This window comes from Halorubrum luteum, assembly GCF_054652935.1.
Genome location: NZ_BAAIGT010000002.1, coordinates 735429 through 748113, shown reverse-complemented (window position 1 = coordinate 748113; position 12685 = coordinate 735429). Strand labels below are relative to the sequence as shown.

Below are 12685 nucleotides of genomic sequence, written 5' to 3'. Positions count from 1 at the left end.
AGACGTCCGACGACCCGCCGTTCACTCCTCGGCAGCGTCGATGTCGTCCGTCTCGTACGCCTCCTCGTACTTCTCCATGGCGTCCGCCCACCCGCGCGTGGCGGTCTCGAACGTCTCCTCGAGATCCGCGATCGGCGTCTCCGTCGCGTCGACGCGGAGGTCGTTGAAGTACGGGTCGCTGAGCTTCCCCTCCTCGGTGTTGACCACTTTTACAGCGGCGGACTGGACGGGCAGATCCTCCCGCTTGTCGCCGCCGACCTCGTGGCCCGCCTCGAGCGCGTCGATCAGCCGTTTCGCGAGCGGCGCGTCGCCGTGTGCGTCCGACTCGTAGGCGGTCGCGACCGCATCGATCACCACCTCACCGGTCAGCAGGTTGCCGGCGACGGTGAAGTTCTGGCCGACCTCGTGGCCGTACCATCCCTTGCACGCGTCGCCGGAGAACGCGAACGTCCCGTCGGCGTCCACGCCGTGGAGCTGCCGGTTCTCGCTTCCGTCGTCGGCGTGTAACAGCGCCTGCAGCGCGTCGTCGACCGCGAGCCCGTCCGCGAGGTACTCCAGTCCCTTTCGACCGAGCTCGACGTTGACGAGCGACTGGGTCGCCACCGCGCCGTGCTCGGAGGCGAACGGACACAGCGTTCCTACGCCGGGGAGCCGCGTCGTCACCGCGACGCCGAACCGGAGATGGCTCTCGCCCTCGTCGTTCGTGTATCGCTCGCGGACGCAGATGCTGAACGTCATATCTGGTTCTGCACGCCGAAACTGAAAAGCATACACGGAGCCGGCAGACCCGACGGTGCCTACTCCCGCTCCGTCTCCGCGAGCACGTCCTCGACGAGCGCGAGCGTGGATTCGGCGGTCGCGACCCGGTCGTCGATCTCACCGCTCCGAAGCAGCTCCAGCTCCTCGCCGTCGAGCGTCTCTCGGACCTCTGCGGCGCGTCGAAGCGCCTCGTACTCGTCCGAGCGGGCCAGCTTCCTGATCGTCCGGAGCGTCGCGACGGTCTCCTCGTCGGCGAACCGGGAGACCAGCGGCACGAGCTCGTCGATCGCGTACGCGAGCTCCTCGCCCGGCTTCGGCGGCCACGCAAGCGCGAACGGCTCGCCGTCGAGCCGTTCGATGTACGTCCGGTGGACCGCCACCGCCGTCCGCAACGCGCCGGGGTCGTCGACGTAGTGGTCGAGCTTCGACGGCGAGTAGTCCGCGTACTCCAGCAGCGTCGCGAGCGGCTCCTCGCCGGCCGCGTTGTCGTCGACGTACTCACGGAGATCCGTCGGCGGAACGTCGACGTCGACGAACGGCGTCCGGTCCGCGCGTTCGAGCAGGTCGAACACCGCCCTCGCAGACTCGGTCTTATAAAACGAACGGAACCCCTCCAGCACCGACTCGTTGTACGTCAGCACCGGCTCGCGAAGGCGGTCGATCTCGATCTCGAGATTCGCGTCCGCCATCCCGGCGACCGCCCGCAGCTCGTCGAGATGCTCGGCGAGACGGTCACGCGCCTCCCGGGTCTCCTTCCGTGCAGCACGATACGCGTCGACCGCGTCGTCGCGGTCGCCGAGAAGCTCGACGTACTCGGCGGCGGGTTCGAGCGCTGCTCTGGCGGCCTCGAAGTCGCTCGCGGAGAGCCGCCGCTTTTCGACCGCCTCGTCTGCCGCCGTGAACGCCTCTGCCGCGAGCGCGTCGTCGTCGACGTCCGTCGCCGCCGCGAACGCCCCCTCGAACTTCACGTACGAGCCGAAATCCCCGGTGCCGACGGCGTCCTCCTCGTACTGCTCGAGCACGCGATGGGCCTGTCGATACGCGTCCGCGGCCGCCTCGACGCGCTCCTCGCCGAGGCGCTCGATCCGCGACTCGACCGCGACGAGCTCGTCGTACCGCTCCCGGAGCTCGGCTGCCGACTCCCCGGCGGCCGCCACCGGACCGCCAGCGGCCGACTCGCGTTCCGAACCTCCGTTCTTGCCCGTCGCCATCAGTACACCTCGCCCGGATCGAAGACGCGCTCGCCGACGTTCTCGCCGTCGATCGTTCGATAGAAGCAGGAGCGGTGGCCGGTGTGGCACGCGCCCGCGGACTGGTCGACGAGGTACAACAGCGTGTCGGCGTCGCAGTCGACCCGGATCTCCTCGACGGCCTGCGTGTGACCGGAGGTGCCGCCCTTGTGCCACAGCTCCTCTCGGGACCGTGAGTAGTAGTGTGCCTCTCCCGTCTCGCGGGTCCGTTGGAGCGCCTCCGGGGAGACGTACGCGAGCATCAACACCTCCCCGGTCTCGACGTCCTGTGCGACTGCGGGAACGAGTCCGTTCTCGCCGAAGTCGACATCGATGGGGTCGTCGTCGGAGCCGGAGCCAGCACCGACGCCGGGACCGGTATCGACGTTCGTCATACCTCCCGCAACGACGGGGCCGCGAATAGGCCTTGTGTCTGTCGGGTCCACGGTCGTTGACACGTATGGTGTGGCCGTCGCTGCGTCGTGTGTTGGAGTGTAGCTGCGTCGTGTGTTGGAGTGTAGTCGCGTGACCGGTCCGGCACCTCACTCGAGCCGTGGCTCCCGACGCAACACGAGCGCGTCACCGTCGTCGTAGAACCCCGGTCGCCTGTCGACGACCTCGAACCCGACGGCCATGTACAGCGCGCGAGCCGCGTCGTTGTCCGGGTGGACCTGTAGCGTCACCGGTCCGTCGGCGTCGTCGATCGTCGTCCACAGGAGGCCGCGAGCACGTCCCTCACGCCGGTAGTCGGTGTCGACGGCGAGCTCCGCGAGATGCGTACTGGGCCGGTCCGCCGAGTCGACGGCGAGCAGATACCCGACCGCGTGCTCAGCTTCCAATGGCTCGGACGAGTCGGCGACGCTCACGAGCGCCGACCCTACCGCGAGTCCGTACTCGAGGAGCTCCGGACTCGGCTCCCGTAACAGCGACTGTAGCTCGCGAACGCGACCGGCATCGGTCGGTCTCGCCACTCTGACGCGGGGATCGTGCGGCCGTTCCGGCGGACGGCGGGCGGGCATCTACACCACCACCGCGACCGCGACCGAGACTGCGACGACCGCGCCGGCGAACGTCGCGAGGAAGTTCACCGCCTGATTCCCGATGCGGTCCCCCTCGATCAGCGCCCCGAGGAGGCTATCGACGGTCATTCCCATAACGCCCGCAGCCACGACGACCGCGCCGGCCACGACCGGGTCGCCGAGCGGCATGCCGACCGCGGCGATGACGGCAATGACGACCGCGCCGGCGAGTCCTGCGAGCTCACCCTGCCACGTGACCGCACCGTCAGTGCCAGCCTCGACCGGGGCGAGCGTGGTTATCAGTCGCGGGTCGTCATAGAGGCCGCCGATCTCCGAGGAGAGCGTGTCGGCGAGCGCCGTCGCGATCGCGCCGGCGAACGCGAACCCGAACAGCACAGCGGAGACGTCAACGTGGTCCGTCGCGGCGTAGCCGACGAGGGCGACAAGCGCCACTGCCGAGTTCGCCAGCACGTTCCCGGTCCCTCTCGCGCCCTGGTTCTCCTGGGCGACGCCCCGTTTCGTCTTTTCGTCGAATCGATACTTCGAGGCGAGACCGCCGACCGCGTAGAAGGCGGTGAGGGTGAGAAACCAGCCGACTCCGCCGAGCACGATCGTCAAAAGCGTGAGCAGGACGCCGGTCAACATCCCCGGCACCGACGCGGTGTCGAGCGCGTAGGAGGCGTAGCCGAGCGCGACGGTCACCCCGAGTGCGGCGGCGATTCCGACCGCGCTCACGGCGGGATCGAGCAGGACGAACGCCCACGTGACGAACGCGACGATCACGACCGTGAGATGCGCGTCGCGGTCGTACACGAGCGAGCGGATCAGGCCAGCGGTCAGCGCTGCCACCGATCCGAGGAAGACGAACGTCGGAAGGTCGCTCATCACGGCGGTCGAGACGGCGTGGATGGCGGTGGGATCGACACCGAGCACGAGCTGTGCCGCGACGAGCGTCTGCCCGACGACGGCGGCGGTCGCGCCCACGATCAGGTAGCCGGTCACGAGGGGAAACTCCGCGTCCGAGCGGGTGGCGACGATGGCGCGGCCGAGGCGACCGACGCCGACGACGAGTGCCGCAGCGACGAACGCCCCGTACGGAAGCGGCTCGCCGGGGATCGTGGCGAACAGCGCGAGACCGCTCATCGCGAGCGCGAACGCGACGACCCCGTACAATCGCCCATCCTCGCGGTCGCCGGGCAGCGCGAGGGTTTCGAACAACGGCCCCTCCCGGATCCCGAAGAACGCGATCCCGGCGACGGCGAGAAACGGGACGACGGTCGCCTCGCCGAGCGTGGGCGAACCGACCGCGAGCGCGGCGATCGCGGCAAACACGCTCGCCCGTCGGAGCCTCCGAGTCACGTCCCGGAGTACCCCCGACGCGCACTTAACGGTCCCGACACTGATTCGCCGCATCGTGGCTCTGTGCGTCTCATCGCCCGTGACCGCTAACGGGCCCGCGGTCTTTTTACGCACACCGCCCGGATCGACGTGCAGTGGGACTGTACGACGCGTATCTCGCGTTCCGTCACCGCCTCCACGAAGGCGATCCGCCGGAGCACGTCGCGATCGTCATAACGGAGCGCGATCTGCTCGCCGACGGCGCATACGAGACGCTTTCGGCGTCACTGCGCTGGGCGTTCGACTACGACGCCGAGCGGGTGACCGTCTCCGTCTCCGTGCTCGACGAGTCCGTGATCGATACGCTCGTCCGAGAGTTCCGGGACCTCGACGCGCCACGACCGCTCGCGGTTCGGACGCCGGAGGACACGGCACCGACGGACGCGCCGATCCGCGTGAACGTCGGACTGGGCGGGAAAGCCGAGTTCGCCGCGGCCGTCCGCGAGATCGCGGCCGACGTCGACGCGGGCGAGCTCGACCCCGACGCGATCGACGAGGAACAGGTCGCCGACCGGCTCGTGTTTCCCGCCGAGCCGGATCTCGTGATCAAAACCGGGGCCGAGCGACTCTCGGATTTCGCCATCTGGCAGTCGGTGTACTCGGAGCTGTACTTCACCGACGTGAACTGGCGAGACTTCCGCAAGCGCGATTACCTCCGTGCGCTGCTCGATTTCCAGGACCGCCAGCGCCGATTCGGCCGGTAGGAGCGGTGTGGCGGGGAGTCGCGTTCGGTGTGGCGGGGAGTCGCGCTCGGTGTGGCGGTGGCTCCGACGCTACACCGTCGTCCGACGCGGATCCTCGCCGGTGAGTTGTCTGACGGTCAACACTGGAACCGGGCACGTTCGAACGACGCGCTCGGCGACGGAGCCGATGAGAAAGCGGTTCTCGCCGTGTCGCCCGCGCGTCCCGGTCACGACGACATCGGCGTCGAGTTCGCGGGCTGCATCAGTGATCATCGCCGCGGGACGTCCTTCACGGATCTCCGCCGTGACGTCGAGGTCGGCGTCGACCGCTTCGGCCGTGTCGACGACGCTGTCGAGCGCGACCTCGCCCTGGCTGTCGAGCGCGTTCCGCAGGTCCGTTCTGACCTCGTCCGGCGAGGATTCGACTTCTCCCACGTCGATGACGTACAGCGCGTGGACGGATGCGTTAAACCGAGCGGCCAAATCGATCCCGACGTCGACGGCTCGCTGGACGCTCTCGGAGCCGTCAGTCGCGATCACGATCCTGTCGAACATACCTCCGATTCGCCCACCGTGGACTTAAAAGCGGCCGATGGCTGACGCCCATCGAGTCGACCGGCGGTGCGACACGGACCGAAGCGGCTGGACGACACAGCTCACGCGAGCCGTCTTCCGGCCCTGCTCACGCGAGCCGTCTTCGAGCCCCGTTCACGCCAGGAACACGTGTCGCGGACGATCCGCGAGCACCTCGCGGCCGAACCGAACGGTCTCGCTGAACTCGTCGGACCGGAAAAACACCATCGCGTCCTCCTTCGAGTTCCACTGGCTCGCGATGAACATGTCGTCGTCGTTCTCGACGTTCACCATCAGGTCGGTTTCGACGTGGCCGTCCATCTCCGCGAGCAGCTCGCCGACGTCGTCGAACACGTCGACGAACTCCTGGCGGTGCTCCGATTTCGTCGTGTAGAACATGCCCATCGTTCCGAAGCCGGACTCCTCGCCGGCGCGAGCGACGATCCCCGGTAGCTCCGAGAGGAACCCCGCCGCGGTCTCGGCCGCGGAGGCGGTGTCCCAGACGGAGACGACCGCCGCGCGATCCGTCTCCCGACCGTCGTACACCGCCGTTTTCACGTGCGTGCCGTAGTGGTCGAAGTTGCCGCGAAGCCCGTCGACCTCGTCGAACAGGTCGTCCACGTCGGCCTCGCTGTAGAGAACGGTAGCGTACACGTCCTCCCCGTGCGGCTTGCCCGCATAGATATCCAGATCGGCGAGCTCACCGCGGATCTCCGCGTCGTCGATGCCGTCGGACTCCGCCTCGCCGTCCGCACCACTACCGCTCGCGTCGCCGTGCGGATGATCACCTTCGCCGCCGGACTCCTCCTCGCCGTGCGGGTGGTCACCGTGGGCGGAGCCGCCGTGGCCGTGGCCGGAGCCACCGTGGCCGGAGCTTTCCTGATCGTGACCGGTCTCTTCGTGGGGATGACTCCCCTCGCCGTGGTCGTGATCTGAGTCGGCTTCGTCGTGCTCCGCGGTCGGCACTTTCTCGCCGGCGAGATACGCACCGAGGTCCTCGGGAGGGAACCGACGACCGACGTAGAAGCTCCCGAACTCGCCGTATCGCGAGGTCGCCTCGTCGAAACGCATCTCGTAGACGATATCCTTGATGTCGGTCGGGTCCGCGCCGAACAGCGTGACACCCCACTCGTGGTCGTCGAAGCCGACCGAGGAGGCGATCACCTGCTTGATCCGTCCGGCGTACTGTTTGCCGGTCTCGCCGTGACTCGCCATCAGATCGGCGCGCTCGTCGAACGAGAGGTCGTACCAGTTGTACTCCTCACCGCGACGCTTGCTCATCGGGTAAAAGCAGACGTACTCGTCGTCCGGCACGTCGGGTTTTAGTTTCCCTTCGATGTACCGGCGTAGTCCTTCATCGACGTCTTCCTCGTCGCCGGTGAAGTAGTCGTCGGAGACGTACCCCGACACCTCCGTCACGGAGACGTACGACGTCTCCTGTGTGGTGAAGTTGGCAAGCGCAGTGTCCTCGAACCCTCGCTCGATGGCGGAGAGGTCGTCGAGCGTCGGCCGAAAGTGAACGAAAAGCAGGTCCGATTTGTGTCCGAGCACGGAGAACACCGCGGAGTCTCCGGCGTCGGCGTCCGCGACCAGCTCGCGATGGTGCAGGTAGGATCGCCCCTCATCGATCGCTCGGGTTCGCTCGTGTTCGGGCGCAGCGCGCCACGCGTCCCAGTCGATCGACCGGAAGTCGTGCAGCGCGAACCAGCCCTCGTCGGTCTGTGGAGCCTCGACCATACCACTGCTTGGGCCGCCGGAACTTAGTCGTTCCCGGATCACGTCGCGCTCACGGCTCTCCCGCCAGCGCGATTCCCGTAGCCCGGCGAGTCAGTACGGCTCCTTCCCCCACCGACGGTCGTCGTAGGTACTCTGACGGTCGCTGTCGAACCGCTCCTCGAACTTCCGGCGGAGCGCGGCGGTCTCGGTCGCAGTTATCCGTGCGAGCTCGTCGGCCTTCCCGACCGCCTCCGGCGGACCGCGCGTCGTCGCGACGTCAGCGAGCACCTGTCGCGTCAGCGCGTCTCGGATGTCCGGGTCGCAAGCGAACGCGTACGGAGCCTCCAGCTTGTACGTCACGTCAGTCCGGGGGTCGTACAGGACGAAGAACGTCGGCTCGTACTGCTCGGGGTCGAGCTTTCGGTCGATGCCGAGCGCGTCGGCGCCGGCGGCCATCCGCCGGTCCGGCCCGCCGCGGCTGTGAAACCACGTCGTAAACGACAGCTCGTCGTCGACGCGATCGCCGTCGGCGTACCGCTCCAACAGCGCGGTGAACAGAGCAGTGTCGTCGGGCCACGGCGGCTCGAACCCCGCACGCGAGAGCGTCCGCACGATCGTCCGACTGGAGGGGTTCTTCACGAACCCCGCGAGCGGAACGTCGCGCTCGATACAGCGCTCGACGAGCCGGACGTAGTTCTCGACGACCGCACGCGGCTTCGCCTCACGGGCGAGTGCGCCGAGCTCCGGATCACGATCCTCCCAGGTGAAAAGCTCCTTCGGATAGATCGGGCCGTCGAGCACGAGCAGCTCCTCGACGTCGCCGACGTGGTCGAGCGCGTGTGTCCCCTCGGCCAGATACAACGCGAGCGCGTGGACGACTCCCTCGGCGTACCGGTTCACCCGCGGAGCGTGGAGCACGCGCTGGCGGGTGTACCCCGCGTCACGCTCGCGCCACGCGTCGTCGAAGTCACTCGTGGTGTCGCCGGCGTGGACCGTCGCGACGATGGTCCGCGCACGGTGGAGCTCGAGGTCACTCGGCTCGGCCGCCATCGCCGCGTGAGCGACGTCGACGACGAGCCCGTTCTTGAACGTCGTCGGGTTGATCGTGCCGGAATCGAGCCCGTGAACCGTCTCGAACGGCCGGTCCGCGAGCGCAACATCGTCGACGTCGACGCGCCGCCGTTCGTGGTCGGCGACGGGTTCGATGACGACTCGGCCGTCCCGACGGAGTTCGGGGAGCCAGTCGTCCCACACCCGCCCGGCGAGGTCGTCGTGGTCCGTCGTGTCCACGTCGCTCGCGATCCCGTACGCGAGCTGCGCGATGTGTTCGACGTGGATCGGATCGAGCGTCACACCTACTCCGGCGACGGCGGCGCATAAAAATCGGTCGGCTGTGGGGATCGTTCACCTGCGTCCCAGTTGTTTATACGGCGTCGGGGTCGTCCGGAACGTCGATGTCGCCGTCGATGATCCCCTGGCGGATCTCGTCGACCTCGTCGACGATCGCGGCCGGAATCTCGTCGCCGAGCGTGTCGCCGTACACGCAGGAGACGCCTTCGTCCTCCAGCCCGAGCTCGACCTGTGAGCCGCCCTGGAACGCGTCGTTGACGACGCTCTCGGCGGCCTCGAACACCGCGCTGTCGACGCGTTTCACCATCGACGCGACGATCACGTCGGCGAACTCGGCCTGCGTGAGCGACTGGTCGGAGTCGACGCCGATCGCGAACCGACCCTCCTCCTCTGCGGCCTGGAACACGCCGACGCCGGTTCCGCCGGCCGCGTGGTAGACGACGTCGGCACCGCTCCCGTACATCGACAGCGCCGCCTCCTGTCCGCCGGCCGGATCCGCGAAGTCGCCGACGTAGCTCGTGATCACGTCGAGCTCCTCGCCCACGTAGTCGACGCCGGCGAGATACCCCGCCTCGAATCGCTGGATGAGCGGGGCCTCGACGCCGCCGACGAAGCCGACGGTCGACTCGTCCGGATCCGTTTCACCGTCACCCGCGCTGAACGACTCCTGGGTGAGGAGGCCGGCCAGCGCGCCGACGAGGAACGACCCCTCCTCCTCTTTAAACTCGTAGCTCGCGACGTTCGGCTCGTCGAGCTGGTCGTCAACGAGCAGGAAGTTCTGGTCGGGGAAGTCGGGGGCGACCTCGGTAAGCGCGTCCAGCTGCGCGAAGCCGATACACGACACCAGATCGTAGTCCGGATCGGTCGACTCCGCGTACCGGCGCTGGAACTGCGAGAACTCCCCGGCGTCCGCGGGCTGTGACTCGTCGAACGAGAGGTCGAACTCCTCGGACGCCTCGATGATCCCGCGCTGGGCGGCGTCGTTGAACGACTCGTCGCCGAGCCCCCCGAGCGCGTACACCATCCCGACGTTGTGCGCGGGGTCGTCTGCCGTGTCGTCGGTTCCGTCGTCGGTTCCGTCGTCCGCGTCGTCAGCGGCGTCGTCGCTCGCCTCGTCTTCGGGGCCTCCGGTACAGCCCGCGAGTCCAGCGACGCCCGCTATGCTCGCTGCCTTGATGAAGCGACGTCGATCGAAGTCTGAGTGCATTACACAAGTACAAGCACGACAGCGACCAATAAAATCGTCGCTTCAAGCGTGCTCAGTACGGAATACGACGATTAGCTGATCGTACGTCCGTGGGGCGGGACCGGACGAGCGAGGGGTGACGGCTCCGAGGGAACGACGACGCCGGTCACCGGTGGAACTCGTCGTCGTACTCCTCCTCGTCCTCCTCGTCCGGCGGGACGAGTCGCCCGGTCAGCAGGTAGCTCACGACGAACAACACGATGAATCCGACGCCGACCGCGGCGGTCGTGCGGACGACGAACGGCCACTCGATCCACAGGAAGTAGCGATCGGCGATGACGATCCCGACGATTGCGGCGACGATCGCCTTCTGCTCGTCGGTCGGATCCGTCGCGACCTGTTTGAGGTCGCTTTTGATCTCCTCGAGGAGGCCCATCTCATCCACCTCCGCGGTCGCGGATGACGCGACGGACTCGGGTGAGTCCTTCCTCGAGCTCCTCGGTCGGGAGGCCGAACCCGATCCGAAACCGGTCCGGAAATCCGAACAGGCCCCCCGGTGCGAGCACGACGCTCTCCTCCTCGACGACGGTTCGGCAGAACGCCTCGGCGTTCGCGAACGGCTCCGGAACGGTGACGAACCCGTTGACCCCGACGGGCTCGTACCAGTCGAGGCCCAGCCCGTCGACCCACTCCCCGACGCGCTTGCGGTGGTCACGTGCCAGCTCCCGGTTCTCCTCCAGGATGCGACTTTCGCGCCGACCGAGCGCCTGCTTCGCGACGTGCTGTCCGAACAGGCTCGGCGAGATCGTCGTGTAATCCTTCCAGCGCCACGCGCGTTCGACGACGGGTTCGGGGCCGGCGATCCACCCGAATCGGAGTCCGGCGAGCCCGTACGCCTTCGTCAGGCTCGTCGTCGAGACTCCGTGTGCACCGAAGCTCGCGACGGGCGGGTGCGGTCGCTCCGCGAGCAGCCGGTACACTTCGTCGCAAAGCAGGTATGCGTCGTTGTCGACGGCGACGTCGTAGACGGCACGCATCGTGGCCTCGTCGTGGTACCGTCCCGTCGGGTTGTTCGGGTTGTTGACCACGACGACCGCGGTGTCGTCGTGGGCGGCGTCCGCAACCTCGTCGGGATCGAGCGTCCACTCCGGCGGCTCGAGTTCGACGCGCGTCACCTCGCCGAGCGCCTCGGGCACCGCGTGCAGCGCCTGATACGTCGGCGTGACGACGACGGCGTGGGTGCCGGTGCCGATCCCTTCGCCGGGTTCGTCGGCTCCGGCGTCCACATCCACCGCGTTCTCGTCGCCAAGAAGCGAGAGGAACGCGAGGAAGTTCGCCTCCTGCGTGCCGCAGGTGAACAACACCCCGTCGCGGCTGCGATCGTACCGCTCCCCGACCGACTCCCGCAACGTCGGATCGCCGTTGGTCGGGATGACGTAGCCCAGCTTCCCGGGGTCGAGATCGAAGCGGTCGGCGGCGAGCGACCGGATCCCGCTTTCCGCCAACATGATGTCGGCCTCGTGTTCGTACTCGGCGAACCACCGTTCGAGGCCGAACGCATCGATACGCATACATCCGGCTCCGAGTGCCGCGAGGATAGGTGCTACGGTCCCCTCCTCTCGTCGGCGTTCGTTCACGGCGCGGAGGATGTCATTGCCGCGTCAGTCTGACGTCCAGCCGAACGTTGTACTCGTGTGGCGCGTACGACCGCACGACGCGTTCCGTTTCGACCGCCACCTCGTACGCCTCGCCGGCTGCCTCGCGGATCGCGCGCGTTCCCGGTCCGAACGGGTCGGACTCGTGTTGTATGTCGTAGTAGTGGACGACGCAGTCGTCGCCGGCAACCCGCACGGCAGTGTCGAGAAACTCGTCCGCGGAGTGTGGCAGGTTCATCACGATCCGGTCGGCGGTGTCGGTGTACGTCGCGTCCAGCTCCCTGACGTCGCCCGTGATGGCGGTGATACGGTCGACGACGCCGTTGCGCTCGGCGTTCTCGCGGAGGTACTCGATCGCCCGCTCGTTGAGATCGCAGGCGACGACGCTCGCCCCCCGAGCCGCCATCGGAATCGCGTACGGACCGACGCCGGCGAACATGTCCACGACCGACTCGCCGGGCTCGACCTGTTCGACGATCCGTCGCCGCTCGGTCGCGAGCCGGGGGGAGAAGTACACTTCAGCGACGTCGAGACGGAACTCGTGGCCGTACTCGCGGTGGACGGTCTCGGTTCCGTTCCCGGCCAGCACCTCCCAGCGACGGACGCGAAGCTCGCCTTCGATCGGTGACGCCCGATTGAGGACGGTGTCACAGGGGACGTCCGACGCCATGACCGCGTCCGCGATCTCGCGAGCGCGCTCGTCGTTCTCCTCGTCGATGATCACGAGGTCGCCGAGCCGCTCCAGCGAGGGGTCGTACCCGAGGATCTCGGCCGGCGTTCGAGGCCGCTCGCGCTCGTCGGGATCGCGCTCGACAACGCTGTCACGAAGGTCGGCCGGGACCGCGTCCGGCGTCGTGACGGGGATGAAGATCCGTTCGTCGACGACCTCGATCTCGTGGTCTCCGTCGAGCGCGCCGGCGTCCGCGAGCCGCGTTCTGACGGTCTCGCCACGTTCGCGGTCGACGGCGACGCAGGGGACGCTCATCGGCGGAAAGAGACGGGCCGACTGATAAAGGCTGACGCTTCGGCGCGTGCCGATCGCTCGCCGAGTCGACCGCTGGACACCCGCCGAGTCGACCGCTGGACACCCGCCGAGAATCAACCTGGTCTCCAGCTT

13 protein-coding genes are annotated in these 12685 nt (G+C 67.9%); 1 reads left to right on the top strand and 12 read right to left on the bottom strand.

Annotation, left to right across the window (positions count from 1 at the left end):
- Positions 1 to 21 precede the first annotated feature (21 nt).
- The 5 genes from ACYQ0R_RS03670 to ACYQ0R_RS03650 form a co-directional block, all read right to left on the bottom strand.
- The gene (locus tag ACYQ0R_RS03670) at positions 22 to 738 is read right to left on the bottom strand and encodes a DUF1028 domain-containing protein (RefSeq protein WP_459820978.1); all 717 of its coding nucleotides are present in this window, start codon (positions 736 to 738) and stop codon (positions 22 to 24) included.
- Between the two features lie 59 nt (positions 739 to 797).
- Positions 798 to 1970, bottom strand: a complete 1173-nt coding sequence (locus ACYQ0R_RS03665) for a DUF7118 family protein (protein WP_459820977.1) — start codon at positions 1968 to 1970, stop codon at positions 798 to 800.
- Positions 1970 to 2383 carry a phosphoribosyl-AMP cyclohydrolase gene (hisI, locus tag ACYQ0R_RS03660; RefSeq protein WP_459820976.1) on the bottom strand — a complete coding sequence of 138 codons (414 nt, stop codon included), beginning with the start codon at positions 2381 to 2383 and terminating at the stop codon, positions 1970 to 1972. The genes ACYQ0R_RS03665 and hisI overlap by 1 nt, the downstream gene beginning before the upstream one ends.
- Positions 2384 to 2530: 147 nt before the next feature.
- Positions 2531 to 3007, bottom strand: a complete 477-nt coding sequence (locus tag ACYQ0R_RS03655; RefSeq protein ID WP_459820975.1) for a GNAT family N-acetyltransferase — start codon at positions 3005 to 3007, stop codon at positions 2531 to 2533.
- The gene (locus ACYQ0R_RS03650) at positions 3008 to 4366 is read right to left on the bottom strand and encodes a DUF92 domain-containing protein (RefSeq protein ID WP_459820974.1); all 1359 of its coding nucleotides are present in this window, start codon (positions 4364 to 4366) and stop codon (positions 3008 to 3010) included.
- Positions 4367 to 4500: 134 nt separating this feature from the next.
- Between ACYQ0R_RS03650 and ACYQ0R_RS03645 the strand changes: the two genes are divergently transcribed.
- Positions 4501 to 5109, top strand: a complete 609-nt coding sequence (locus ACYQ0R_RS03645) for an undecaprenyl diphosphate synthase family protein (protein ID WP_459820973.1) — start codon at positions 4501 to 4503, stop codon at positions 5107 to 5109.
- A gap of 69 nt (positions 5110 to 5178) precedes the next feature.
- On the opposite strand, the gene ACYQ0R_RS03640 is transcribed toward ACYQ0R_RS03645, so the two are convergent.
- From ACYQ0R_RS03640 to ACYQ0R_RS03610, 7 genes are all read right to left on the bottom strand, one after another.
- The gene (locus ACYQ0R_RS03640) at positions 5179 to 5643 is read right to left on the bottom strand and encodes a universal stress protein (RefSeq protein ID WP_459820972.1); all 465 of its coding nucleotides are present in this window, start codon (positions 5641 to 5643) and stop codon (positions 5179 to 5181) included.
- 153 nt (positions 5644 to 5796) lie between these two features.
- Complete coding sequence (locus ACYQ0R_RS03635) at positions 5797 to 7398, bottom strand: heme-binding protein (RefSeq protein WP_459820971.1); 1602 nt, start codon at positions 7396 to 7398, stop codon at positions 5797 to 5799.
- Between the two features lie 90 nt (positions 7399 to 7488).
- Entirely contained in the window at positions 7489 to 8730 is a 1242-nt protein-coding gene (locus ACYQ0R_RS03630) for a DNA double-strand break repair nuclease NurA (protein WP_459820970.1), read from the bottom strand.
- A gap of 70 nt (positions 8731 to 8800) precedes the next feature.
- Positions 8801 to 9934: a BMP family lipoprotein gene (locus ACYQ0R_RS03625; protein ID WP_459820969.1), complete on the bottom strand. Its 1134-nt coding sequence runs from the start codon at positions 9932 to 9934 to the stop codon at positions 8801 to 8803.
- A 145-nt stretch (positions 9935 to 10079) separates the two neighbouring features.
- Positions 10080 to 10349 (bottom strand): hypothetical protein, encoded by a 270-nt coding sequence (locus tag ACYQ0R_RS03620; protein WP_459820968.1) that lies wholly within the window; start codon positions 10347 to 10349, stop codon positions 10080 to 10082.
- Between the two features lies 1 nt (position 10350).
- On the bottom strand, positions 10351 to 11484 hold the full coding sequence (locus ACYQ0R_RS03615) for an aminotransferase class I/II-fold pyridoxal phosphate-dependent enzyme (protein ID WP_459820967.1): 1134 nt from the start codon (positions 11482 to 11484) through the stop codon (positions 10351 to 10353).
- 79 nt (positions 11485 to 11563) lie between these two features.
- Positions 11564 to 12553, bottom strand: a complete 990-nt coding sequence (locus tag ACYQ0R_RS03610; RefSeq protein WP_459820966.1) for a class I SAM-dependent methyltransferase — start codon at positions 12551 to 12553, stop codon at positions 11564 to 11566.
- Positions 12554 to 12685: the final 132 nt, after the last annotated feature.

What these genes read in the sequence shown, in the direction of transcription:
- hisI (WP_459820976.1), bottom strand. Translation starts at nt 2,383, where the DNA reads ATGACGAACGTCGATACCGGTCCCGGCGTCGGTGCTGGCTCCGGCTCC.
- ACYQ0R_RS03615 (WP_459820967.1), bottom strand. Translation starts at nt 11,484, where the DNA reads ATGCGTATCGATGCGTTCGGCCTCGAACGGTGGTTCGCCGAGTACGAA.
- ACYQ0R_RS03670 (WP_459820978.1), bottom strand. Translation starts at nt 738, where the DNA reads ATGACGTTCAGCATCTGCGTCCGCGAGCGATACACGAACGACGAGGGC.
- ACYQ0R_RS03640 (WP_459820972.1), bottom strand. Translation starts at nt 5,643, where the DNA reads ATGTTCGACAGGATCGTGATCGCGACTGACGGCTCCGAGAGCGTCCAG.
- ACYQ0R_RS03610 (WP_459820966.1), bottom strand. Translation starts at nt 12,553, where the DNA reads ATGAGCGTCCCCTGCGTCGCCGTCGACCGCGAACGTGGCGAGACCGTC.
- ACYQ0R_RS03655 (WP_459820975.1), bottom strand. Translation starts at nt 3,007, where the DNA reads ATGCCCGCCCGCCGTCCGCCGGAACGGCCGCACGATCCCCGCGTCAGA.
- ACYQ0R_RS03620 (WP_459820968.1), bottom strand. Translation starts at nt 10,349, where the DNA reads ATGGGCCTCCTCGAGGAGATCAAAAGCGACCTCAAACAGGTCGCGACG.
- ACYQ0R_RS03625 (WP_459820969.1), bottom strand. Translation starts at nt 9,934, where the DNA reads ATGCACTCAGACTTCGATCGACGTCGCTTCATCAAGGCAGCGAGCATA.
- ACYQ0R_RS03635 (WP_459820971.1), bottom strand. Translation starts at nt 7,398, where the DNA reads ATGGTCGAGGCTCCACAGACCGACGAGGGCTGGTTCGCGCTGCACGAC.
- ACYQ0R_RS03665 (WP_459820977.1), bottom strand. Translation starts at nt 1,970, where the DNA reads ATGGCGACGGGCAAGAACGGAGGTTCGGAACGCGAGTCGGCCGCTGGC.